The following is a 25,986-nucleotide window of genomic DNA, read 5'->3' as shown; positions in this document are numbered from 1 at the left end:
ATTTTGTCTTTTTTTGTTATATTTTTCCGGAGATGTTTTGGACGCTAATCTATTGAGTCCATCAGATTTTTTATCGTTTCTTTTTGCAAGGGTCCGATCATTCGCTTTTGAATGATGCCGTTAGAGTCAATGAAATAACTGGTTGGGATCGTTATAATTTTATATAATTTAGCAATAGTACCCGTTTGGTCCAGTAATACAGGATACTTGATATTATACATATCTTGGAAGGTTTGAACGGCTTGCTTGTTTTTTTCTGAATAGGTCATATTCACGCTTAATACAGTGATCTTCCCCATTTTATGTTCACTATAAAATTCATTGAGATCTGGTATCTCTAATTTGCAGGGAGGGCACCAGCTTGCCCAAAAGTTTAATAAAACTTTTTGACCGCGATAATCAGATAATTTTATGGTTTTTCCGTCCGGAGTTTTTAATTCGAAATCAGGTGCAGATTGACCTTCCTTAATTCCTGGTTGAGTCAAAACAGGTATAGATTCCTCTGTAATAGGCTCTTTTTGTGTCTGCGTGTAAATAAATAAAAATATAAATAAAAAGAATGGAGCAAGAATGGCAATTGTTTTATTCTTCAATATGGATGAGGCCTCCTGATGTCCGTTTTTATTTAATAGAAAGTATTTGCCAGTCGTGAAAAAAATAATCAATAGGCGTCAAATTGTGTTAAGTTGTTTATAAAAATATGAATAAAGGTAAGAATCTAGTATTGAGCTTTTAGGGAAGTGAGGGAAGATAGATGTTTTATATAGGAGTTGATATAGGAACCACGAGTACAAAGGCTGTATTATTTTCGGGAGACGCATCTGTGCTCAGCAGCTATCATGTAGAGTACCCATTATATAGCCCGACTCCACTTACAGCAGAGCAGAAGCCTGATGAGATCTTTCATGCTGTACTTAATGCAATAAGAGGAGTAATGGTCCAAAGCCAAATAAATCCTGATGAACTGTCGTTAGTATCCTTTAGCTCGGCTATGCACAGCGTAATTGCGGTTGAGGAAAATGGAAATCCATTAACTCAATGCATTACATGGGCTGACAGCCGTTCAAAGAAGTGGTCCGACTATATTAAAAATGAGAGGAATGGACAAGAAATTTATCGGAGAACTGGAACGCCAATCCATCCAATGTCTCCTCTTACAAAAATCACCTGGTTGATGAATGATTATCCCGAATTAGCGGGTAGGACATATAAATTCATTTCCATTAAAGAATATGTTTTTTATAAATTATTTGGGCAATATGTGATTGATTATTCGGTTGCTTCAGCAACAGGAATGTTTCATCTTAAAAATTTAGAATGGGATTCTGAGGCATTGGCAATCGCGGGTATTACAGAGACCCATTTGTCTAAACCAGTACCAACTACATATTATTTATCTGGCATGGACTCCGCCTATGCTGCGGATATGGGGCTGTTGCCGGATACTCCATTTGTAATAGGAGCCAGTGATGGCGTTCTCTCCAATCTGGGTGTCAATGCGATTGATCCAGGGATTGTAGCAGTCACGATTGGAACGAGCGGAGCCATTCGTACGGTAACAGATAGGCCGATTACGGATGAAAAGGGCCGAATTTTTTGTTATGCATTGACGGATAAGCATTGGGTGATTGGCGGACCAGTTAATAATGGAGGTATGACTTTTAGATGGCTAAGAGATGAGCTGGCTTCAGCGGAAGTAGAAACAGCTAAACGCCTCGGAATTGACTCATATGAAGTACTCACCAAGATAGCATCAAAAGTAGCGCCGGGGGCAGATGGACTACTATTCCACCCATATTTAGCTGGAGAGAGAGCGCCCATTTGGAACCCTGATGCCAGAGGATCGTTCTTTGGCTTGGGACTTCATCATAAAAAGGAACATATGGTCAGAGCGGTGCTTGAAGGAGTCATTTTTAATCTCTATACAGTCTTATTAGCTTTGCAGGAATTGATAGGTGTGCCAAGTAAAATCAGGGCAACGGGGGGATTTGCGCGCTCAGAGTTATGGAGGCAAATGCTTGCGGATATTTTTAATCAGGAAGTAGATGTGCCAGAAAGCTTTGAAAGCTCTTGTTTAGGAGCAGTTGTACTCGGCAGATATGCACTCGGTGAAATTGAAGACCTATCCGTTGTATCAAATTATGTGGGAACTACACATGTCCATACGCCGGTTAAAGCAAATGTAGAAAGATACGAGGAATTACTGCCAATTTACATCAATATATACAGAAAATTGGAGACTGAATATAGCAGTATAGCAGCTTTCCAAAACAAATGGATTAATCATAAATAAGTTGATTTGAAAATAACATTGTCGAATAATATTGACAGCATTCGCGTTTTCACTGTATCCTTTATACAGGAATAATTTAATTTAATACAAATCCTCATCGGACTAAAAGATGAGGTAGAGGTCGCAGATTTTATTAGTAAACTAAAAAGAGAGCCGGAAAGCTTGCTGACTTTAGTTGAAAGGAAAATCTGCCGAAGCGTTCTTTTTTTCCGAAGAGAGCAGCTGGGACTGTATCCGAATAGGTGCAGGACTGTCATGGAATATATACATCGCGATATGTATATATTCCATGGAGAACTATCCATTTATTGTCTGGTGTGGCTAATCATAAAATGTTGCACACCTTAACAATAAGGTGTGTTTTTTATTTAGCTTATTTACACAGAAATGGATAATTCAAAAATAGAGAGTAACATGACAGCTTTGGAAGGGGAATTATCGTGCACAATAAGAAGGAACTGGGTTTTTGGATTTTAACGGCATTTGTAGTCGGCAATATGGTTGGGTCTGGTATTTTTATGTTGCCGCGTACGCTGGCAGAAGTAGCTAGTCCTGCCGGAGTAATTATGGCATGGGGATTAACAGGATTGGGAGTACTAACTATTGCGCTGGTTTTTGGGAATCTGGCTGTTCGTAAGCCACATTTAACAGGTGGCCCTCAGATTTATGCTAAGGAATTGTTCAAGGAAAATTCTTTAGCCTCAAGATTATCCGGGTTTATGTCTACATGGGGATACTGGATTGGTAATTTTGCAGGTAATATTGCCATCATCACTACGTTTGCAGGGTATTTATCTACCTTCTTCCCAAGTTTGACTAGTACGGCTGAATTGTTCAGTATAGGGAATTTTAGTCTAAAAGTTGGCAATGCTTTAACATTCCTTGTCTGCACAATCATGCTCTGGGGCGTTCATTTCTTTATTATGCGAGGCATAGAGAATGCTGGTAAATTAAACTTTGTGGCGACTGCGGCAAAAGTACTTGGATTTGGATTATTCATTGTAATTGGGCTATTTGCCTTTGAACAATCTAATATTGTACCGTTTGCGGAAACTCGTATAATTGATGGTGAGAGTCGGGGATTACTCAGCCAGGTAAATTTTGCTGCCGTCTCAACCTTATGGGCTTTTGTAGGGGTTGAATCTGCTGTTGTATTCGCATCAAGGGCGAAGAGAAAGGCAGATGTAAAGAGAGCGACCATTTTAGGGCTATTGATTGCCCTGGCTATCTATATGGGAATCAGTACACTTGTTATGGGATTATTAACACAGGATGCACTTATCCATTCAGAAAAACCATTAATCGATGCAATTGAAACGGTGCTGGGACCTGTTGGTGGGAAAGCATTGGCGGTCATTGGATTGATCAGTTTATTTGGTTCAACAATTGGCTGGATCTTGTTAAGCGCTGAAATCCCGTATCAGGCAGCAAAACAAGGTTTATTTATCCCTAAGTTTTTACAGGTCAATAAGCGTGGGATTCCTAATTTCTCTATGATTGTTTCAAATGGTTTAGGTCAATTATTTATTTTCTCAACTATTTCAAATTCAATTGCTCATGCATTTGACTTTATTATTTATATCGCGACACTTTCTTATTTAGTGCCATATTTAATTTCCTCCTCATTCCAACTGAAATTAGTTTGGACTGGCGAGACATATAAATCTGATGAAATGCGTTCACGAATTATTGATGGTACCATAGCCATATTGGCGACGGCATATTCCATTTGGGTGATCATCAAAGGAACGGCTGATTTAAAAACATTTATTTTCGGTGTTATCCTTCTGGCAAGCGGAATCCTATTCTATCGTTTACTGCCTAAAAATATGGAGGAAGTTAAACAACACGAGAACTATTATTTGAAAAAATCTTTTTAACTGTAATAAGAAGCAAACCCATTGTTAAAAGTGGGTTTGCTTTTTTTGGTATTATTTAAAAGTAAAACGGTGTTATGAAAACTGTTATCGGGAGCAATGATAGAGTGTAATCATGTGAGTTTGATAAATTGACATACCCAATAGGGTATATTACGATTAGACTAATCGATGAACTAATGGAGGTCTATTAAAATGAAGATTTTAATTGTTGGCGGTGTGGCAGGCGGAGCATCTGCTGCGGCAAGACTGCGCCGTCTAAGCGAAAAAGATGAAATCATCATGTTTGAAAAAGGTGAATATATTTCATTTGCGAATTGTGGTCTTCCATATTATATAGGAGAAGTTATCCAAAACCGTAATAAACTTCTTGTTCAAACAGTTGAAGGAATGGGGCAACGCTATAATTTAGATATACGTAATTGGACAGAAATTATCAAAATCAATCGGGAGCAGAAGACTGTCATAGCCAGAAAAGCAATGACAGGCGAGGAATATGAGGAATCCTACGATGTGCTAATCCTATCTCCGGGTTCAAAACCGGTTAGGCCAGCCATTCCGGGAATCGATGAGGCTAAATCTGTTTATACGCTTCGGAATGTTCCTGATACGGACCGTATCAAAGAAAAGGTAGATCAGGATAAACCTGAGAAGGCTGTTATCATTGGCGGCGGGTTTATTGGGATTGAAATGGCTGAAAATTTACGGGAGCGCGGCATAGATGTAACAGTTATTGAGATGGGAAATCAGGTGATGGCGCCAATTGATTTGGAGATGGCTCAAATGGTCCACACACATTTGCGGGACAATGGAGTTCATTTAATACTTGAGGATGGTGTATCATCTTTTGAAAAGAATGGTCGTATCATTCGCTTGAAAAGCGGCAAAGAAGTAGAAACGGATATGATACTTTTAGCGATTGGTGTTCAACCTGAAAGTACCATTGCGAAAGATGCCGGCCTCGAGCTTGGGGTTCGGAATGCGATAAAAGTCAATGAGCATCTGCAAACATCAGACCCATCTATTTATGCGGTCGGTGATGTCATTGAAGTAAAGGATTATATTAACGGAACGGATACTTATGTGCCGCTCGCTTGGCCTGCCAATCGTCAAGGGCGTTTAGTAGCGGATCATATTCACGGGAAAGAAAGTGTTTATAACGGTACATTGGGCACTTCCATAGCCAAGGTGTTTGAATTGACCGTTGCTTCAACAGGAAGCAATGAAAAGATGCTGAAGCGTTTAGGTATACCATATGAGGTTGTTCATGTTGCACCAAGCAGCCATGCTGGCTATTATCCAGGTGCTTCCCAATTGCATTTGAAACTGATCTTCGATAAGGAAACGGGGAAAATATACGGAGCGCAGGCAGTTGGAAAGGATGGGGTAGATAAACGTATTGATGTTATCGCGACAGCTATCAAAGGTGGCTTAACTGTATTGGATCTTCCGGATATCGAGATTGCCTATGCTCCTCCATATTCCTCAGCTAAAGATCCTGTAAATATGGCTGGTTACGCAGCAACCAATATTATTGAGGGAATGGTCAGCACAGTGCAATGGCATGAAATTGATGAGATTGTGGAAAACGGAGGTTATTTAATTGATGTCCGCTCACCTGCTGAGGTTGCTAAAGGAGCAATTGCCGGCTCGGTCAATATTCCTGTTGATGAACTGAGAGAGCGATTATCAGAGATACCGACTGATAAAGATTTATATCTTACATGCCAGGTAGGTATGAGGGGTTACTTAGCTACCAGAATACTTGAAGGAAACGGCATTAAAGTTAAGAACCTTGATGGCGGATATAATTTGTATTCTAAGGCATTTCCTAAAGAAAAATAATAGTAAATGAGAGTTGGAGCTCCCTTTATGCGATAGTTTAGATTATCGCATAAAGGGGCTTTTTTGAATTGCTGAGACGGTTTGTGTCATGCTTGATTTAGAGCTTGGCTGGATTCAAGGGGCGATCGGCCGGATTCAAGCTCAGATTGGCTGGATTCGAAGAGGAATCGGCTGTATTAAAGCAGTGAATCAGCCGGAATCTAGCCCGATTCGGCTCGAATCGAAGTCGATACAGACAGTAACCAGCTAGAAATTCAATCAGAATCAATTCATTATAGAGGAATCTGCAAGATACGCCTATAATCGAGTAAAAACAATTAGGGGAGTATAAAAATGCCCGGCTGGATATAACCCAAGCCGGGCGATACTTCTTTATCATTAACTTGCCAATTCAGATTCCTTTGGTTCTTTTACTTTTGACATGGCAAGAAAGCTAATTAAGAGCAGTGAAAATCCAGTGATGAGAGGTATATAAAAAGCTGGTATGTAGTCAAGCAAGACACCGAAAAGAATCATCCCAAGCGGTGAGATTGCAGATGCAATCGTTTCAACTAATCCGAAAATACGACCAAGATAGTGGCTCGGGGTTGTACGCTGTATTAATACATGAATAGGAATATTTACAACCATGACGATGGAACCTATCATTCCAAGGACGATGATGTAGTAACTGACATTGGCAATCACAGAAGTCATTTGGAGCATAGGAGGCAAGCCAATCATAATGACAAGTATTGCTAAACCAATTAAGCCCAATCTAATTTTCTTTAATTTATCTTTCATTTCAGGACGTTGTGAAATGATCAATGATGTGATAAGTGCTCCAACAGATACCATCGAAGCAGCAATTCCGTATGATTGAGAAGAAAAATTCAGTGATGTGTTCAGGATGTAGGGGATTGCAACATTTATACCCGCAAAGAAGAAGTTAATCCAAAGTGATACTTTGAGCAGGGAGAATAAAAAATCGTTTTCTTTTAAATAGGAGAAGCCTTCAGCCAAACTCTTCATGAATTGCGTCTTTTCCTGTTGTGCCGCTTTCTCAGTGTACAGGTTGAAAATAATAAATAATTCAATTATACCGGCAAGTATAAAGGTGATTCCAGTTAGCAGAATGATTTCCTCAATTGCTAAGAACCCGTATAAAATACCAGCTATGATTGGACCGAGTATACCGGCAAGCGATGATGCGGATTGATTTAAAGAGCCAGCCTTTTGTATAGATTTATCCCCAGCCATTGAGGGAATGGTTGAAGATGCAGTCACAGAAAAGAAAGTAGAAAAAATCCCTAGCAGTACTTCTGATGTATATAACAATGCAAGTGAGAGCCCCGAAAAGTGAGAATAGGCAATCATAAAAAACATGAGTATTCCGCTAAGAATTTCCGTCAATATAATGATTGTTTTGCGGTTAAAGCGATCTGCAAGGGTTCCGGCAATTGGTCCAAAAATAATTCTGGGAACAGAGGCAAACACAAGAGCAAGTGCAAAACTTGTACCCGAACCGGTAATTTTTAAAATGTATAATCCGATGGCGAATGAATAGATGCTTGCACCAAATAATGAAATAAATTTTCCAATAAAAAACAATAAAATATTCCTTGCGCTTAATCTCTCTTGTTCTGCTTCGGTATAACGTACACTCATGGGCTTTTCTCCTTTAGTTTAAAAGTTTAATGTCATTAAACTTATTATATAAATACTAATTTTTGGAAGTCAACAAAAAGTTTAAAATAATTAAACTTTAATTTGTGGATCAGAATTATTTACCGTATACTTTCCATAAGGAGGGGATAACCATGCTGGGCAATAAAATTAAAACGTTACGGAAAGCTTTAGGGATGACCCAATCCGAGTTGGCTGGAAATCGATTGACAAAAGGAATGCTGAGCCAAATTGAAAACAGTAAAGCAACCCCATCGATGAGCACACTTGAATATCTTGCTCAACAGCTTGGTTGTGAACCTAGTGATCTTCTGAATGAGAAAGAGGATTATCTACCTTTATTAAATGAGATAAAGAATGATAAAAAACAAGAGAATTATTCAGCTATTTACGATAAATTATCCCATGTGGTTTCTGAAAATATGCCTCAGGGAGTAATGGAGGCGAAGTTATACAGCCTTTATGCGGAAGCAGGCCTTTATTTAGATAAACCAAACATGAAGAAATATATCGAATTGGCAGCCTCCTATTTTAAGATGAATTCTTTATTCTTAGACAGTGCTGAAACATTATGGATTTATCATCAGTATCGTTTGTCTCATGGAAATTGGGATGAATCTTTATCCATTTTGAATGAAATTAGAAAATTCTACTCTGGTAATGGACTTGAAGAAAATACGGTATTTCAATTAAAGCTTTTATTGGATGAAGGAATCGTCTTATTAGCGTTGGAAGAATATAAAGAATCCCATACAAGAATGCAGGAAGCCATCGCATTGTCCAAAGAGACGAATGTCTATTATCGTATGGATGATATATACAGGATTGCTTCCAATTATCCGCTTGTGATGAAGGATGATAAGGAGTTTCTTAGATTAATCAGTAAATCTCGTCAATATGCGATTTTTTCGGAAAATAAGATTGCATTGATGATGTTTCCACTTTTATATGCGGTTTATCATAATGAAATAACAAAAGACTACAAAAAAGCTATTCACTACCTAGAAGAATTTGCGATAAATCCGGAAAAGATAGACGAACTTTATTATCTGGAATATGGGAAAGCACTATATGGTCTGGGAGAAATTGATCGAGCTTTGGAAAATCTGCTTAAATGTCATCTATCCGGTGCGTTGGTGCATCCAATCGATGTAGGAATGGTACAGTCTGCAGGAATCTATATTGCTCTTTGTTTAAATCAACAGGGCCACAAGGATGAAGCCCTGGAGCAAATTAACAAAACATGTGATTTAATAAAGAATATGCCGAAATCTATTTATTATAAAAGGGCTGTTGAGGTTAAAGAAACATTGCTAAATGATAATGGAACTGTACATTGAAATTATGTGTGGCTGTTCATTCAGTTCCTTTATCCATTTGTTTCAAAGATTTAGGTTAACGTTTGTAAACGCTTCACCTAAATATACAATGTCGTTAGGACACAGTGGTGATAATAATGTTGACAGATGGTAGTGGGCTTTTATTTTATGTTCCAATCCATTCATATCTGGCATTCAAATGTCTATTAAGATTTTCGGTTAGTTTACTTACCCTATTCGGTCATTGCTTCGCAAGAACTCTTCCTATCCCTCTAATATCTCCCTGGTTACTTCCCCTGCACAAGAATAATCTTCTGCAATAATAGTTGCCTGTAAATTTAACCTATTAAACTTCTATGCTGAAACATATAAAATTCTCCATAAAATAGCTCCTAATACAATATGATGATGGGCTTGATACCTTTATGCTGGAAAATATAATTATTTTTCAAGTAAAATAATTATATAAATTATAATGAATATGATCATACCATCAACTGCTTAAAGTGGAGCAAACGATTGATAGAAAAAGGTGGGTTAATGATGAAAAGGTTACGCATCTTTTTAGTGTTTGTAGCGTTATGGATTATATATGAACCGAGTAGTTTCGCAGAATCAACTCTGCAGCAGCAAATTGACCAAACGCCCATTGGAGGAACATTGATTGTTAAAAGCGGTACCTATGAAGATCCGGTTTCCATTAATAAGCCAATGACCATTAAAGGAACAGAAAATACAGTGCTGAGTTATACAGGAGAGGGATCCTTTATAAACATTTCTGGTGAGGGTGTACAAATATCAAATATTGAAATAGAGGCAACACGCCTACCAATTGAGGAATCTGCAATTGTGCTGGCTGGAAATTATCATAAACTTAACAATCTCACAATCAAGTCAGCTGGGACTGGTATTAAACTGGATAAGGCGAATCATGTAAGTGTGCTAGAAAGTTCATTTACAGGGACATCTGAAGGCCATGCTATTAATCTGTGGGAGTCAAATTACAACACGTTCGGTAAAAATTCAATACGGAATGTTCAGGATGGATTTTATGTAGAATACAGCCACCATAATACATTTAAAAATAATAAAATTTGGGATGCCCATTATGGGGTGCATTTAATGTATTCCAATTCCTGTTTGATTGAAGAAAATGAATCATTCAATAACTTTACCGGCGCCATGATTATGGGTGCTGAAGATGCAATGGTACGTAAGAATACATTCACCGAAAATAATGAAAATGTGAATTCTCAGGGTTTGTTACTATATGACTCTAGGAATGTTACGGTTGAAACAAATGAGATTCACAATAACCGGATTGGCATATTTATTGAAAAGGCCAATGTGAATACCGTTAAGGATAACAGGCTGCAATCAAATTTTGTAGGTATTCAGTTTAAAGAATCAGAGAATAATCGAATCTATCAAAATGATTTTCTGGGTAATGTAAATGACGCTCAGGCTATTGAAAGTGAAGGGAATCAATTGGATGGGAACTACTGGGACGCATCAGCGAAAATAGATTCAGACGGAGATGGTATAAGTAATTTAATCTACCGAGCCGATCCTTATTTTCTGGCTTTGACAGAGGAAGTTCCTGAGTATCAACTCTTTTTTCAGGCACCGGGCATGACAATTCTGCAAAAAATGCTGAAAAGTACCGATGAAGAGCTATTAACGGACTCAGGTCCCTTAATGGACCCTATCCAATCAAACAATCAAAACAATCAAGCTGATCTGCCAGTATGGATAGTCAGCGGATTATTGTATATAGGCAGTTTATTTCTATTCATAAAAGGGAGGAAACAACGATGAAACAATCATTATGGAAAATTGCGTTAATCGGAATTGCAGTTATGCTTATGTCTGCTTGCGGTAATGAATCGACTGAGCCAGTGGAAATTAATTCGAAGACTGACACATGCGCAAACTGTAATATGTCGGTTGCGGATAATCAGCATGCAACAGAAATTATCTTAACTGATGGTAAAACATTTGTTTTTGATGATATCGGTTGCATGTTTAATTGGACAGATGAAAACGAGAATAAGGAAATTGAGAAGACCTTTGTACGTGATTATCATTCTAAAGAATGGATAGAAGTTGAAAAATCCTATTTCGTATATGGAGAAGAAATCAAGACGCCAATGTCATACAATGTAATTTCTTTTGAAGACCAATCAAGTGCTGAAGAATTTGCTGAAGAATCAGGGGGAAGTTTATTATCCTATGAAGATTTACAAAAACATGATTGGAAACAGCATAAAGAGATGAATCATAAGGAAACGGACAGTCATAGCCATAGTTAACAGGTGAAAAAAACAAGGCAGCCGGCATGGTTGCCTTTTATTTAGATGTCGTCACGGGAGGTAAGAAGAATGTGGAACATATGGAGCTCTGAATGGAGAATGACATCACGGGGCCGTTCGTATTATTCAATCGCCATTCTATGGATTGTTGTCATTTCTCTTTTATTGGCATTGGAGCGGACAAATGGAGCAATCTCAGGATATACAAATATTACGGGAACAGTCGTTAATATTATGTTATATATATTGCCATTATTTATGTTGATTTTTGGCTCTTTTTCAATAGCTAATGAAATGGAAAATGGCCAATGGAGATTATTATGTACGTATCCATTAGATATCGTCTCCTACTTCTTTGGTAAACTTGGAGGCCAGTTTACTGCCCAGGCAGTGTGTTTTTCACTGGCGTATTGGTTGAGTATGGTAATTGGGTTGCTGACTGGGATTGATATTTCGTTAACTTGGATGCTTGTGCTTTTTCTATTTAGTATGCTGTTAATCTTGTTTTTCCTGACACTTGGCCTTTTTATAGGATCATTTGTAAGCACGAAATGGCAGGCACTTACTCTATCTGTTGCAGTCTGGTTTCTTCTTATTATGATATGGCCGACTGCGTTAATTGCTATTTTAGGTGCTTTACCTTATTCAATGATAGGAGTGCTTATGAAAATTGCGATGATCATAAATCCAGCAGAATTCTTACGCTTTTTCTTGGTGATTAGATTGGACGGCGGTTCTATCTTCGGCCAAGCCTATGATGGATTGGTTCCGCTATTTAATGAAGGAATTGTATGGGGTGTACTATTCTTATATGCGTTTGTATTTATTGCTGCGTTAGGCTTTATTGCAATTTGGTATTTAAAAAGGAGAAGAGCACAATGACAGGGTTAGAAGTGACTGATATCTCAAAACACTATAAAACCAATACAGCGTTGCAGCCATTTTCGTTGGCAGTGAAGGAAGGGCAATGTGTTTCTTTATGCGGAGGGAATGGTGCTGGAAAAAGTACTATCCTGAATATTTTGGCCAGTATCTCTTCCCCCTCAGCCGGAACCGTTCTGTTGGATGGGGTCAATATGACTGCACAAAATAAAGAATATGTATCATTGATCGGTTATATGCCTGATGAATTTTATGCTCAGGGCGACATGAATGTGGGAGAGTTTATGTCTTTTTATGCAGCTATCCGAGAGATTTCCAATGAACGAGTGAGAGAGGTGATTGATCGTTTGGGATTAACCGACAAGCGGAAAGAGCTCGTAAAAAATCTTTCTAAAGGAATGAGACAAAGGTTGTTATTCGGCCAATCGATTTTAGCTGAACCAAGACTTTTAATTATGGACGAGCCGACCAATGGGCTCGATCCTTACTGGATTAATGAATTTATAGAAATGATTAAAAAGCTTAAAGAAGCAGGCACGATTACGATTTTCTCTACTCATATGATGGATGTTGCCGCAGAACTTGCCGACCGGGTGTTATTCATTGAAAAGGGGCAGCTGGCTCAATCACTTGAAAATGATTTTTCTGATATTGATGGTTTTACGAAAGAGCTATCAACCTTGTACAGACAACGAATATAAAAGGGTGGACTGCAGCCGTGCTCTGTAAGATGTACGGTTGAATTATATTTAAGAATAACAATAGGCATGAGTTCGAAAGATTCCGAAACTCATGCCTATTTTACGATCCATTATATATTCTTAGGTTCAGTCACTTCAGCATCTGGAACATCAAGCATATTTAATAAGAAGATAAAAATAGGAATACCTAAAATCAAGCCCCATATTCCAAGGAAATGTTCACCGAACACCAATACCAGGAATGTGAAAAACGTAGGTAAATGAGTTTTGGCCGACATGAATTTAGGATTTAGTACATAACTTTCCAAAGCATGTATGGCTGCTATTAGGATAACTATATATAAAACATGCACTCCTCCGCCAATATTATAGGCAATTGTACAAAGAGGAATTAAGGAAATAATAACACCCGCAACAGGAATAAGTCCCAATAGGAAAATCATAAATGCGAGCCCTAATAGCTGTGGAAATCCTAAGAAATATAGAATAATAGTCGATAATATAGCATTAACAAATGCAATTAAAAATTGAACTTCAATAACTTTACCAAATGAATTTACAAAGATATTACCTAAATACTCTAATTCAGTGAATAAAACGCCCAGTTTGCTTTTCTTGAATGAACCGGTAAATCGTTTGATTTTTTCCTTTTCCAAAAGAAAGAATAAACTTAGCAGCAGAGCTAAAAATAACTGCAGGCTTAATTTACCGATATTCGCAGCATAACTGTACAGTGCCACTGCATTTTCCTCAATTTCAGAAGGTGATACAAATTTCTGCATTGCACTGATCACAACATCGATTGCTGTGTTATCAGGCGGGTGTTTATAAAAATCAATAATTACTTTTACAAGGTCGGTTATTTGCATTGTAATGATAGGTATGTATTTATATACGATCATAACCAAAGAGGAAATTATGACTGTGTAGAGCAGGAAAATTATTATTTGTGGTTTAACTCGTATTGGGCTGAATTTTGATAGGGACGATGAAATGATTCTCTCCAAACCGCCCATTAAGAAAATAAAAATAAAAGTGAATAGAACTAAATTCATCATACCTCTAAGGGCATAGAAAATCCCTATCAAAAATAAGATGGTGAGAAAACGGACGAACCCTCTGCTTTTTATAAATTGGTTGAGTGAAAACATAAACCTGTTGTTTCTCCTTTCGGCAGCACCGTATGCTTGATATGTTAATTATATCTGTTAGTAGTACGGTTTATAAGAGGGTTTGGAAATAATTTTTTAAAAATTGGTGGAATATAGGAAATGTTCTATGAATATATGTATAAACTGTTCAGGCATACGTTTCAATATTGTACTTATTGGATAAATAAGTAGATAAATAGAAATGTGCATGGGAGATGAAACGTATGGCGTTATCTGAAAAATCAAAGGGTAAAGTTGCAATCGTAACTGGTGGAGGTTCTGGGATTGGCGCAGCCACAGCTAAGAAGTTTGCGGACAATGGCATTCGTGTCTGTATTATGGACATAGATCTTGATAATGCAGAGAAAGTAAAGGAAGAAATCACAAATGCAGGAGGAGAAGCCTGTGTTTATCAGGTTGATATCCGTGATGAAGCCCAAATTCGTGAAGGAATTTCACAGGTCATGAATAAGTGGGAAAGGCTTGATATTCTTTTCAGTAACGCTGGTATAAACGGGACCTTATCTTCTATTGAAGAATTTGAAATTTCGGATTGGAATGAAGTAATTGAAACGAACCTTAGAAGCACATTCTTGTTTGTTAAATACTGCATTCCTTATATGAAAGAGCAAGGTGGCAGCATGATAATCACAAGCTCAATCAATGGAAATAGACGGTTCGCTGGTTTTGGTATGGCAGCCTATAGTACTTCAAAAGCCGGACAAATTGGATTTATGAAGATGGCAGCCTTAGAGTTGGCCAGATATAAAATTCGGGTTAATGCTATTTGTCCTGGTGCAATTGAAACAAATATCGATAACAGCACAACTAAGTCTGAAAGTTTAAAGGAAATCGAAATACCAATCGAATATCCTGAGGGAATGCAGCCATTGGCAGATGGTCCGGGGTCAGCTGAACAGGTAGCGAATTTGGTATACTTCCTTGCATCTGACGAATCAAGTCATGTTTCCGGTACCGAAATATATGTCGATGGAACTGAATCATTACTGTAAGTGAGTTTATTGTAGATTAATTTACATCCAGTAAATAAGATACGGTTATTTGATAAAAGATTCTGTAATTATAGTAATCATCATTTAATAGATAGCACCCAAAAGGTAGCCAAGGCAATGGCTATCTTTTTTGTATCTTTAGCAAGGATTTCTTTTAAACACCGTAATGGATCATATGTTTTGTCTCTTCAGATGCCTCCAAAATTTTTGAAGCCAAGTTACTTAGTTCGTTGGAGGTTTTATAATCCTCTAATGATACTACTGCCTCATAAAATAATGACAACGATTCCGGCGGAATTCATTCACTCGCTGACATATTCTTTGTTTTTATTCCCATACTATAAATATGAAATGTCGAATGCTGTTGCACTATTAGATGGAAGGTGAAAATATGGACCCTATAAAACCCTTTGAGCCGATTTCCGCTGAAGTTATACCAATAGGGGAGGAATGGATCTTCCAGGTTAAATGGGATGGTGTGCGGATGTTAGTTTACAAAATAGATGATGAAGTAGAGCTGGTTAATCGTAATTTAAATAATAGAACAAAGCAATATCCGGAGTTTACGGATTTAGGCAGCTATTGTTCTGCATCCTCTGTAATTTTGGATGGCGAAATTATCGCTATGCAAGATGGAAAGCCATCTTTTCATGAGGTAATGAAGCGGGACCGGATGAACCGATCAGAATTGATTCATCTTTCCATAAAGGAACGACCTGTCATCTATATGATTTTTGATATTCTTTACCTGGATGGAAAATGGGTTATTGATGACGAACTTGCAGAACGTCAAAGATTATTGTCATCTATAATTACGCCAACAGAGAATGTACAGGTTGTAGAAAGCTTTTCGAATGGAGAGGCATTATACGAGGCCATCAAGGAGCAGGGATTAGAGGGTATCGTTGCAAAGGATTTGCGTAAACCCTATAGCTTGAATGGGAAAGACGGTCGGTGGCAGAAGGTGAAATTTTATAAAGACCTCATTGCTATAGTTGGGGGATATGTGACAAAGGGGAGTGAACTGCAATCCTTAGTACTGGGATTGTATGACTCCTCGGGAGGACTCAAGTATATTGGTCGTGCAGGAAAAGGACGCTATAAGCTGGATGAGTGGAAGGTGATTAAAGAATTTATGGAAAAAGCCTTACAAACTGAAAATCCTTTCACCTCAAAAGTGGGAAATACAAAGCAGTATCACTGGATACAACCCATTTATACAGTGAAGGTCTCTTATCTGGAATGGACAGAATCTATGACATTAAGGCAGCCTTTATTAGAATCATTTGTCGACCGTAATCCAAAGGAATGTTTATTGGAGCTTGAGATATGAGATATACAGGTCTATGTTTTTTAACTAAATATGATAGTGAAAATAAAGTCTGTACAGTGGCAGTTCTTCATGAAGAAAAAATCATTGAGGTTGCTGAAGTAAAAGAAGCATTTACTGATGAAGAGCGCGAGGCAATTTTAGGTATTTTACATCAAACTGGGAAAGCACAGCAAAACCAAATTTATAAGGTCCCTCCTGGTATTTGCATTCAAGTGGCATACAAGGCAGTAACAAATTATAAATTAAATTCTCCGGTCTATATAAGCCTGGCGGTGACTGAGAATTGGACAGCCTGTACATGGACGAAATTAGTACTGTCCCAATATGAACAGGTAGCCATTACGAATCCAGGGAAAATCATCTGGACAGAGCAATCAGTGACCAAAGAAATGTATTTGGAATACCTTCTTACTGTCGCAGACTTTATGCTGCCCTTTTTAAAGGACAGGCACTTAACAGTTAAAAGATATCCAGAAGGTGTCGATTCTCAGGGATTCTATCAAAAAGCAACACCTGACTATGCACCTGATTTTGTAAAAACGGATATGAACCATGATATTTACTATACCGTATGTAATAATATCGAAACTCTTTTATGGCTCGGGAATCAGGCAGCCATTGAATTTCATATTCCCTTTAATGATATTAAAAAACAAAATCCGGCAGAAATCGTGTTTGATCTTGATCCACCTGAACTAGGCGATTTACGCTTGGCTGTAAAAGCTGCACTGGAAATGAAACAAATACTCGATCAATTTCAGTTAACGGCTTTCGTGAAGTTATCAGGCAGAAAGGGGATTCAAATTCATCTTCCATTGAAGGGAGCTACAATCAGTTATGCGGAAACACGTATATTTACCGAATTCATTGCTCTCTATCTAATTAATCGTTTTCCGGACAATTTTACAATAGAACGGATGAAAAAAAATAGAGCAAATCGTCTCTATATAGACTATATTCAACATGACAAAGACAAGACGATTATCTGTCCGTATTCACCGAGGGAAACAGCCTTCCCCTCTGTTGCAGCGCCATTGTTTTGGGATGAAGTAAAGAGCGGGTTGCAGACAGAGCATTACTCAATGAAAACTGTTAAGGATAGATTAGTAAAGGGAATGAATCCGTTTGAAAATTACTTTACAGTTGATCAATCGAACCAAATGAAAAAAATCATAGACTTCATTAAAAAAGAACATAAACCATAACATCACCTTGAATAATCATTTTAAAATTAATTAGTTTGGATATAATATACAAAAAAAGGAAGGTGTATTTATGCATACAATTTGGAAGGGAACCATTAGTTTTGGTCTTGTCAGTATACCAATAAAGCTTCATGCGGCAACGGAGAATAAAGATATATCCCTGCGCACCTTACATAATAAATGCCATGCGCCTATCAAATATTCGAAAGTATGTTCAGTTTGCGGAGAAGAGGTGAGCCAAGAGGATATTGTTAAAGCCTATGAGTACGTGAAAGGAAAATATGTTGTGCTCGATGATGAAGAACTGGAAAAATTGAAGAAAGAGCAAGAGGACAAGGCAGTTGAAATTATCGATTTTGTCAAAATAGATGAAATCGATCCTATTTATTTTGATAAGAGTTATTATATGTCACCAAATGAGGGCGGTACAAAAGCTTATTCCCTGTTGAGGAAGGCGTTGGAGGAATCAGGAAAAGTTGGGCTGGCGAAAATTACGATCCGTGCAAAGGAGTCGCTCGCTGTGGTCAGAATCTTAGAAAATACTTTACTAATGGAGACCATTCATTTTCCTGATGAGGTAAGAAAAGCTGCAGATGTACCCAATATCCCCGCTGTTGAAGAAATTGTACAGAAGGAATTGGATACAGCTATTTTATTAATCGATCAGTTGACTACCACATTTGATCCATCTAAATATCATGATGAATACCGGACAGCTTTACTTGAATTGATTGAGCAGAAAAAACAATCCGATACGGTCACACCTACAGCTGGAAAGAAAACAGCATCAAATGTTGTTGATCTTATGGCAGCACTCCAGGCATCTATTGACCAAACAAAACCAGCAACAAAGCCAGCCAGAAAAAGAGCCCCACGCAGGAAAAAAGAGACTTCCTGATTTATTTTGAATAGATAAGCCTGTTTTAGAAGCCGTTTCTGTAAAGAAACAGGCTTTTTATTATTATCCAATAATTCAGAAAATATAAACTTTTGTTTTCCTTTTGAAAGACCAGGCTTATTTCTATGGGTGAAAAGATTCATTTTTAATAGCGAATTGTAGTTTTATTAGCAAAAAGTATGTCGAAATTACTAGAAAAATGGACTTTATTAAATATATTACAAGATCGAAATTCCGCGAAATATAAATGTAATGTTTGAATGGTAGAAAAAAATTGTCAGATTGATATAATAAGGCAGTACCAATCATTGGTTTGATTGGCAATTATATATATATGAATTTTTAATAGTCGCTTATTTTAATAGTCACTTATATAGAGAGAAGCAAGATACAAACTAACATGTGAGACATTGAAAGGGGATCATTGCTTGAAGAAGTCATTTATTGCGTTTAACATTGCTTTAGCAGTTGGTGCAGGGTCATTATTATCAGGAGGATATGCTACGGCTGCATCCTTATCAGAATTAGAGAAAAAAGAGAATCAAATTAGAGGCGAAAAAGAGAAAGTAAATCAAGATATTAATCAAACAAACGAATCTATCGGTCATGTAGTAGATCAGCAAACTGATTTAACAGCACAACTTAAAAAGCTGGAATCAGAGATTACTGAAACAAATTCAAAAATAGATAAAATAAATACAAAAATTGGCGACACAAAAAAGGATATTGAACAATTAAGAAAAGATATCGTAGTACTTGAAGAGAAGATTGAAGCAAGAACAGAATTATTAAAAGAACGTGCTAGATCCTACCAGGTTACAGGCGGTAAAATGAATTATCTGGAAGTTGTAGTAGGAGCAAGCAGTTTTGGCGACTTTGTTGAACGGGTGAATGCCGTATCTACAATAATGGAAGCTGATAATGATCTAATCGCTGAACAAGAAAAAGATAAAAAGGATTTAGAGAAGAAAAAGCAAGAAGTAGAAACTAAGCTTCAAAGCTTGGAATCTATGAAAAAAGAATTAACAAATTTGAAGGCAAAACAAGAGAATCAGAAGCAAGAAAAAAATAAACTTATGAAAAAGCTTAAACTTGAAGAGAAACACTTGGAAGAGCATAAATTAAGCATGGAAGAAGAATCTTCTATTTTAGCTGGCCAAGAAACAGCTTTAAGCAAAGCAATTGCGCAGGAAAAAGAACGTCAGGCTGAGGTTGCAAGGCAAAAAGTGGCAGAGGCGGCTGCAGAGAAAAAACGTCAGGCTGAACTTGCAGCACAAAGAGCAGAGGAAGCTAAAAAGAGACAATCCTCCTCCAGTGCATCTGTAGAAAGTTCATCTGTTAAAAAATCTAGTGCACCAAAAAAAGCCAGTGAACCAACATACAGTGCACCTGCTCCAAGCAGCTCATCTGGTATATTCATGAAACCATCCGCAGGGTATTATACTTCTGGATATGGCCCAAGATGGGGAAAATCACATGGCGGAGTTGATATTGCAACATCTGGTACTGTTCCAATCGTGGCAGCTGCAAGCGGTGTTGTATCTAGAGCTTACAAATCTTCCAGTTATGGTAATGTAGTATTTATCACTCACTATATTAATGGACAACAATACACAACTGTGTATGCGCATATGAGAGACAATAGTATGAGAGTAAGTACTGGACAAACTGTCAGCAAGGGTCAACAAATCGGTTTGATGGGGAATACTGGACGTTCAACGGGTCAGCATTTACACTTTGAGCTTCATAAAGGACCTTGGACACAAAGTAAAGCCAATGCTATAAATCCTACGGATTATATAAATTGATTTTAAAGGAGGCCATTTTAGGTCTCTTTTTTTGTGCTCTTAAATAAAAAACGAATATCCATTTTGTGGTATTATAAAAATAATGATATTTTACTAAAGATTGAGGTAGGCTATTTCAACAAGACTATCAATGAAACTTGAATAATGAGTAATAATCCCGAAAAAGGGGGAATGTAGTTGAAAAAACAATATCTGCTTTTGATTACAGTCTTATTTGTTTTACTTACTTCATTTTTACCAGCAAAAGCAATGGCAACTAAATGGTTATATCCGTTTGTGGTTTGGGGCGGGTATGTCTATGAGGTAAGTGAAGAATCTGTGACCGAAATTGGGGATGAAATTGGACAAGTAACAAAGTATTCGGATATGGAACCGCAATCGGGTAATTTTTCTAATGCTTATCCGAAAGGTACTAAATACTTTACTATTAAAGAGGTTAGTACAGAGGAAGCGTTAGCCGTACAAGAATCCGATGGTCAATATGTGAAAGCAGATAGAAGAGAAGAATATGAATTTAAACAAGACTTAAATGAACCACAAGACATCCTTAAAGGGATTATTTTTTCATTGGTGGGGATTTTAGCTGGTATTCTCATTTATAAAATTCTAAAGAATCATCTGGATAAAAGGTAAATACTTCTTTCAACCACTGAGATAGCAAAAAGCTATCTCTTTTTTATATGCTATTAGCAACATCCTTACTTAAATAACTCTTTTTTGTAGTGTTTAGTTGACTGGAATTGCTGTATGTAAATCCTTTTTCAATAAACGGTCTCCCATATTCAAACCTCATTTTAACTTGTATAAAAATAAGCCTAAATATTGATTTACCAAAGGCTCTGAATGAAGTATACTAATAGTGTTTAGAATATTTAGAATATTTTGTAAGCGTTTCAATTAAATATTAGAAAGGGGATTAAGATGGAAGAAAAAATGTTATCCAAGGAGGAACAAAAGGGGAAAAGGGATTATTCGGCTATTGTAAAAAGTCCAGAGTTTCAACAACTTTTAAATGAAAAGAAAAAATTTATAATACCCTTAACCTTGTTTTTCCTAATCTTTTATTTTGCACTTCCCATAATGACATCCTATTCATCGGTGCTGAATAATTCTTTCTATGGACATATCACTTGGGCGTGGGTATTTGCATTTGCACAGTTTATTATGACGTGGACGTTATGTATGATCTATTCTAAAAGAGCAACCAGATTTGACCGCTTAAGTGATAAGGTGTTGAAAATAGGGGGTAAACAGTAGATGAATTATACGGCTTTTTTTATGTTTCTCGCTATTGTATTTGTTACTTTGCTCATTACTTATTGGGCTTCTAAAAGAACAAACAATGCGAGTGAGTTTTACACAGCAGGAGGTGGTCTGACCGGTTGGCAAAATGGCTTAGCAATAGCGGGTGATTATATGTCTGCAGCTTCGTTTTTGGGAATAGCCGGTGCAGTCGCTTTAACAGGTTTTGATGGCTTCTTTTATAGTATAGGTTTTTTGGTCGCTTACTTGGTTGTACTTTATTTGGTGGCTGAGCCACTTAGAAATCTGGGAAAATATACATTGGCAGACATGCTGGCAGCAAGGTTTGATGCAAAAAAAATACGTGGTGTAGCTGCTTTTAATACGATGTCTATTTCTATATTTTATATGATTGCTCAGTTGGTAGGGGCAGGAGCACTGATTAAATTATTGCTGGGCTTAGAATATGCCACCTCCGTTTTAATTGTTGGAGCTCTCATGACCATATACGTTATTTTTGGTGGCATGCATGCTACTAGCTGGGTTCAAATTGTCAAAGCTGTATTACTGATGGCAGGGACCTTTATCATTTCATTCATCGTTTTTGCCAAATTTAATTTTAATATTGCAAGTATGTTTGAACAGATGAGTACAGCTACTCCATTAAAGGAGGCGTTCCTGAATCCGGGGGTAAAATACACTGATGGCCTAGATACATTATCGCTAACAATGGGACTTGTTCTTGGAACCGCTGGTTTGCCACATATCCTTGTACGATTCTTTACGGTAAAGGATGCTAAAACAGCGCGAAGCTCAGTTGTATATGCTACCTGGATCATTGGGATTTTTTATGTCATGACCATTTTCCTTGGATTTGGAGCAGCAGCTTTTGTGGGTAATGCTGATATAGTAAACGCGAATGCAGCAGGGAATATGGCAGCACCATTACTAGCCAAGGCTATTGGTGGGGATATATTGTTTGCTTTTATCTCGGCAGTTGCATTTGCGACAATATTGGCCGTTGTTGCTGGTCTTGTATTAACTGGGGCATCTGCGTTTGCCCATGATTTTTATAATGAGATATTGAGAAAAGGAAAGGCAACTGAAAAAGAGCAGGTTAAGATGGCAAGATATGCATCTGTTGGTGTTTCCGTCTTATCGATTCTTTTGGCTTTAGTAGCACAAAATTTAAATGTCGCCTTTCTTGTATCATTAGCCTTTGCCGTGGCTGCCAGTGCAAATTTACCTGTAATTATTTATACAATCTACTGGAAGAAATTTAACACTACTGGTGCTATCAGTGCAATGGTAGTAGGTTTAATCACTTCAGTTGGACTTGTTTTAGTCAGCCCTAACGTGTTTAATCCGGAAGCTGGAGCGGCGATACTGGTTGGTGACCCTTTATTTCCTTTGTCAACACCTGGTCTGGTATCCATTCCGCTAGGGTTTCTGGCTGGATTTATAGGGACATTATTATCTCGTAAGAAGGAAGATGAAGCGAAGTTCGATGAAATTTTGGTTAAATCTAATACGGGTTTAGATACTATAAAATAGTGGTATGACCTCTTTTAGGTCAAGCATAAATTAGGGAAGGGGCTGTTCGTAGGTTATTTAATGACTTACAGCGGCCTCTTTTTACATGCAATTGAGCCAATGAAAAAGACAGGCAAAGGTACGTACACGTGACTCCTCTGCCTGCTTTATTTATCATTTCCCAAGAAATAACTAAATATTAATCAACTACTAAGATTATTTTTCCTCTCGCATGAGAGGATTCACTTAATTCGTGTGCATTTTTAACACCTTTTTCATTTAAAGGGAAGGTTTCACCAACTACTGGTTTCAATCTTCCCTCATCAAGAAGCTTAGCCAATTCTTTTAGCTGGTTACCATTTGGATTTAACCATACAAATTCTTCTGTAATGCCGTAGCGATTGGCTAATTCTTCGTTTGGCGGATCTACAATGGATACCAATCTGCCGCCTCGACGTAGGATTTTCATGCTGGCAGTTTGAACGGATGTCCCAATTGTATCTAAAACAGCATCGTATTCTGTCAATTTATCTTCTATATTTTCGGTATGGTAGTCAATGCATAGATCGGCTCCTAATTCCCTTAAAAATCCATGGTTTTTTTTGCTGGCTGTGGTGGCTACATAGGCTCCTTTAAGTTTAGCTAATTGGATTGCGTACGAACCAACACCTCCTGCACCACCATGAATAAGAATTTTCTGTCCTTCCATAATTTCCAATGCATCAAATAAACACTGATATGCCGTCATTCCAGCCAATGGGACGGATGCAGCCTCCTTAAAAGATAAATTATCAGGGATTTTCGCAATTAGTAATTCATCAACAGCTGTGTATTCAGCATAGGCTCCATAACGAGTTGTATCGGGACGTGCAAATACCCTGTCTCCATTTGTAAAATCAACGACGTGTTTACCAACCTCTTTAACAATTCCTGCAACGTCCAAGCCTAATATAATAGGGAATTCGAATGCATATTGATCAGCAAGATGGCCTTCTCTTAATTTCCAATCAATTGGATTGACGGATGCAGCTTTTACTTCGATTAAGACCTGATTATCTAATAGAGGCGGCTTTTCAACTACTTTTTCTTTTAAAGCATTCTGTCCGCCATACTCTTCTATTACTATTGCTTTCATCTTGGTATTTTGCATATAATTCCTCCTTGACTGGTAATTAAGGCTTTGGAAATCCTTATTATGTTCATTCCCTGTACAAAAGAAGGTAACCGTTTTTAACGTGTAATGAATAAAAAACAGGAAATTTATCCTAAGAGGATTAATTGAGTTTTTATCTTATAAATGGAGGATTGAGTTATCTAATTTTGAGGAAGGTATGGATTACTGCCATAAGTAAGACGGAGGAGAAGGGAGGGATGATCATCCTCTAAAGAAAATGTCTAAAACATTGCTGCTAGCAGAGGACTTTTTATTATAAAACTCCGAATAGCCACAATGATTGCATTAAACTACGAGAAATTGATTATTTTGAATATCAAACATTTTTGACAGACCGGTTCCTGTCATAGAAACTTCTTTTTGGCTGGCATCAAGGCTTCCACATTTAAACATCCTGATTGTGACAAAGCAAATCACTCCTTTATGAAGATAATTTCCGATATAATTATAACATTAAAAAACATGTCCCAGTTGCCTATATAGGCGTGGGACATGTTTTTTAGGTAGCTGCTTTTTCATCACTCTTTATAAATTTGAGAACAATAAAGAATAAAATCAATGAAATAGCACCAAAGCTATAAAAAAGATAAGATTGATTATGCTTCATAAAATAAGACATGAGTGGAGGACCTGCTGCTACACCAAAAAATCGTGCCGAGCTGTAAAAAGATGTGATTGTTCCTCTTTGTTTTTTATCGATGTTTTCAGTAATAATTGCATCCAGTGACGGTAAAATCGTCCCAAGGCCGGCACCAAAAATCGATAATACTCCGATTAATATATAGATATTATCGAAATAAGTTGTAAAGGTGATGGCAATCGCGCTAACAATGATAGAAGCCAGAATTAGGATTTTCATTAATTTAATATTATCTTTTATTTTTTTTCCGGTGATAAATGAAGCAACACACAAGAAAAATAGGGGAACAGCAAGCACAAGTCCCTTTTTAATTTGATGAATATCATACTTGGATTCAAGTATGGAAGATAAATAAAACTGGATGGCAAACAATATTAACATGACGAATGCCCCTGTCAGGAATACACTGTATAACCATGACCCATCCTTCTTAAATATTTTTTTGGTATCCTTTAAAAATTCTTTTAGTGTAGGAGGTTCTTCTGTTTTCTTTGGCAACTTTATACAAAAAAGAATCATAAAAAATGTGACTAAACTTAAAAAAGAGATAGCAAAGAAAGGAAGAAACCATAGAGAAATGGCTAATGCAGCTCCAAGTACGGGACTTAAAACTTTTCCAAAGGTATTGGATGTTTCCACAATTCCCAGAACAGAGCTTGCTTTATCATCGTCTTTAAAAAGATCGCCAACTAAGGGTAATATGATTGGAAAAGCACCAGATGATCCTATTCCTTGAATGATCCGTCCTATTATAATGACCATAAATGGATTTTCCATTTTCCAAGAGGCAAAGCCTGATACTAGCCCGCCGATAAAAGCTAAAACTAAACTAGGCAGTAAGATCATTTTCCTCCCAAAACGGTCGGATAAATATCCTGCAATCGGTATTAAAAGGATGGAGGCGATTGAATAGCTTGTAATAATCAAACTGGATTGGAAAGAGGAGATTCCAACTCTCTTTTCTAAAATAGGTAGAACAGGGATAAGCATTGAATTACCTAATGTCATTATTAGTGGCACTGCTGCTATACTGGCCAAACACCAAAAACTAATTTTATCGGTATCCGTTTGTGAACTCATTTAATTCCCTCATCT

Annotated in this window: 21 protein-coding genes, 1 pseudogene and 1 riboswitch; of the genes and pseudogenes, 16 read left to right on the top strand and 6 right to left on the bottom strand. The window is 37.3% G+C overall.

Annotated features, from left to right (window positions below; translation table 11 throughout):
* Positions 1-44: 44 nt before the first annotated feature.
* Entirely contained in the window at positions 45-593 is a 549-nt protein-coding gene (locus A8L44_RS02530; RefSeq protein ID WP_066101061.1) for a TlpA family protein disulfide reductase, read from the bottom strand.
* 161 nt (positions 594-754) lie between these two features.
* Between A8L44_RS02530 and gntK the strand changes: the two genes are divergently transcribed.
* From gntK to cdr, 3 genes are all read left to right on the top strand, one after another.
* Complete coding sequence (gene gntK, locus A8L44_RS02525; RefSeq protein ID WP_066101059.1) at positions 755-2,293, top strand: gluconokinase; 1,539 nt, start codon at positions 755-757, stop codon at positions 2,291-2,293.
* A gap of 107 nt (positions 2,294-2,400) precedes the next feature.
* Positions 2,401-2,601, top strand: a riboswitch (Lysine riboswitch).
* Between the two features lie 132 nt (positions 2,602-2,733).
* Positions 2,734-4,173: an amino acid permease gene (locus A8L44_RS02520; RefSeq protein ID WP_077247948.1), complete on the top strand. Its 1,440-nt coding sequence runs from the start codon at positions 2,734-2,736 to the stop codon at positions 4,171-4,173.
* Positions 4,174-4,365: 192 nt separating this feature from the next.
* Positions 4,366-6,015 (top strand): CoA-disulfide reductase, encoded by a 1,650-nt coding sequence (cdr, locus tag A8L44_RS02515; RefSeq protein ID WP_066101056.1) that lies wholly within the window; start codon positions 4,366-4,368, stop codon positions 6,013-6,015.
* A gap of 378 nt (positions 6,016-6,393) precedes the next feature.
* Here the strand turns inward: cdr and A8L44_RS02510 are convergent, their stop codons facing one another.
* Positions 6,394-7,662: an MFS transporter gene (locus tag A8L44_RS02510; protein WP_066101053.1), complete on the bottom strand. Its 1,269-nt coding sequence runs from the start codon at positions 7,660-7,662 to the stop codon at positions 6,394-6,396.
* A gap of 152 nt (positions 7,663-7,814) precedes the next feature.
* Here A8L44_RS02510 and A8L44_RS02505 point away from each other — a divergent pair, with 152 nt between their 5' ends.
* The 5 genes from A8L44_RS02505 to A8L44_RS02485 all read left to right on the top strand — a co-directional run bounded on the left by A8L44_RS02505 (position 7,815) and on the right by A8L44_RS02485 (position 12,894).
* A complete protein-coding gene (locus A8L44_RS02505; RefSeq protein ID WP_066101050.1) occupies positions 7,815-9,020 on the top strand; it encodes a helix-turn-helix domain-containing protein in 1,206 nt (401 codons plus the stop codon).
* A 522-nt stretch (positions 9,021-9,542) separates the two neighbouring features.
* Positions 9,543-10,817 carry a right-handed parallel beta-helix repeat-containing protein gene (locus A8L44_RS02500; RefSeq protein ID WP_066101047.1) on the top strand — a complete coding sequence of 425 codons (1,275 nt, stop codon included), beginning with the start codon at positions 9,543-9,545 and terminating at the stop codon, positions 10,815-10,817.
* Positions 10,814-11,311: a nitrous oxide reductase accessory protein NosL gene (locus A8L44_RS02495; RefSeq protein WP_066101044.1), complete on the top strand. Its 498-nt coding sequence runs from the start codon at positions 10,814-10,816 to the stop codon at positions 11,309-11,311. The genes A8L44_RS02500 and A8L44_RS02495 overlap by 4 nt, the downstream gene beginning before the upstream one ends.
* Before the next feature lie 69 nt (positions 11,312-11,380).
* On the top strand, positions 11,381-12,193 hold the full coding sequence (locus tag A8L44_RS02490; RefSeq protein WP_066101040.1) for an ABC transporter permease: 813 nt from the start codon (positions 11,381-11,383) through the stop codon (positions 12,191-12,193).
* Positions 12,190-12,894 (top strand): ABC transporter ATP-binding protein, encoded by a 705-nt coding sequence (locus tag A8L44_RS02485; RefSeq protein WP_066101037.1) that lies wholly within the window; start codon positions 12,190-12,192, stop codon positions 12,892-12,894. Before A8L44_RS02490 ends, A8L44_RS02485 begins: the two co-directional genes overlap by 4 nt.
* Positions 12,895-13,004: 110 nt before the next feature.
* Here A8L44_RS02485 and A8L44_RS02480 read toward each other — a convergent pair whose 3' ends face one another.
* Positions 13,005-14,045, bottom strand: a complete 1,041-nt coding sequence (locus A8L44_RS02480; protein WP_066101033.1) for an AI-2E family transporter — start codon at positions 14,043-14,045, stop codon at positions 13,005-13,007.
* A 224-nt stretch (positions 14,046-14,269) separates the two neighbouring features.
* Between A8L44_RS02480 and A8L44_RS02475 the strand changes: the two genes are divergently transcribed.
* From A8L44_RS02475 to A8L44_RS02435, 8 genes are all read left to right on the top strand, one after another.
* On the top strand, positions 14,270-15,058 hold the full coding sequence (locus A8L44_RS02475) for an SDR family oxidoreductase (RefSeq protein WP_066101027.1): 789 nt from the start codon (positions 14,270-14,272) through the stop codon (positions 15,056-15,058).
* A gap of 391 nt (positions 15,059-15,449) precedes the next feature.
* Complete coding sequence (locus A8L44_RS02465; protein WP_066101018.1) at positions 15,450-16,391, top strand: ATP-dependent DNA ligase; 942 nt, start codon at positions 15,450-15,452, stop codon at positions 16,389-16,391.
* Positions 16,388-17,596, top strand: a complete 1,209-nt coding sequence (gene ligD, locus A8L44_RS02460; RefSeq protein ID WP_066101015.1) for a non-homologous end-joining DNA ligase — start codon at positions 16,388-16,390, stop codon at positions 17,594-17,596. Before A8L44_RS02465 ends, ligD begins: the two co-directional genes overlap by 4 nt.
* Positions 17,597-17,666: 70 nt before the next feature.
* Positions 17,667-18,494: a non-homologous end joining protein Ku gene (gene ku, locus A8L44_RS02455; RefSeq protein ID WP_066101014.1), complete on the top strand. Its 828-nt coding sequence runs from the start codon at positions 17,667-17,669 to the stop codon at positions 18,492-18,494.
* A 428-nt stretch (positions 18,495-18,922) separates the two neighbouring features.
* Entirely contained in the window at positions 18,923-20,302 is a 1,380-nt protein-coding gene (locus tag A8L44_RS19300) for a murein hydrolase activator EnvC family protein (protein WP_066101013.1), read from the top strand.
* A 177-nt stretch (positions 20,303-20,479) separates the two neighbouring features.
* Positions 20,480-20,935, top strand: a complete 456-nt coding sequence (locus A8L44_RS02445) for a hypothetical protein (RefSeq protein WP_066101010.1) — start codon at positions 20,480-20,482, stop codon at positions 20,933-20,935.
* A 288-nt stretch (positions 20,936-21,223) separates the two neighbouring features.
* Positions 21,224-21,559: a DUF485 domain-containing protein gene (locus tag A8L44_RS02440; RefSeq protein ID WP_066101009.1), complete on the top strand. Its 336-nt coding sequence runs from the start codon at positions 21,224-21,226 to the stop codon at positions 21,557-21,559.
* Positions 21,560-23,098 (top strand): solute symporter family protein, encoded by a 1,539-nt coding sequence (locus A8L44_RS02435; protein WP_066101005.1) that lies wholly within the window; start codon positions 21,560-21,562, stop codon positions 23,096-23,098.
* 178 nt (positions 23,099-23,276) lie between these two features.
* Here the strand turns inward: A8L44_RS02435 and A8L44_RS02430 are convergent, their stop codons facing one another.
* The 3 genes and pseudogenes from A8L44_RS02430 to A8L44_RS02420 all read right to left on the bottom strand — a co-directional run bounded on the left by A8L44_RS02430 (position 23,277) and on the right by A8L44_RS02420 (position 25,971).
* On the bottom strand, positions 23,277-24,227 hold the full coding sequence (locus tag A8L44_RS02430) for an NADP-dependent oxidoreductase (RefSeq protein ID WP_066101002.1): 951 nt from the start codon (positions 24,225-24,227) through the stop codon (positions 23,277-23,279).
* A 225-nt stretch (positions 24,228-24,452) separates the two neighbouring features.
* Positions 24,453-24,658: pseudogene (locus A8L44_RS02425) on the bottom strand (zinc ribbon domain-containing protein).
* A 92-nt stretch (positions 24,659-24,750) separates the two neighbouring features.
* Positions 24,751-25,971, bottom strand: coding sequence for an MFS transporter (locus A8L44_RS02420; RefSeq protein WP_066100997.1), 1,221 nt, complete (start codon positions 25,969-25,971; stop codon positions 24,751-24,753).
* Between the last annotated feature and the right edge of the window lie 15 nt (positions 25,972-25,986).

It is taken from the genome of Bacillus sp. FJAT-27986, assembly GCF_001685035.1.
In the GTDB taxonomy this organism is placed as follows: domain Bacteria; phylum Bacillota; class Bacilli; order Bacillales; family Pradoshiaceae; genus Pradoshia.
This window is presented reverse-complemented; position numbering and strand designations above follow the sequence as displayed.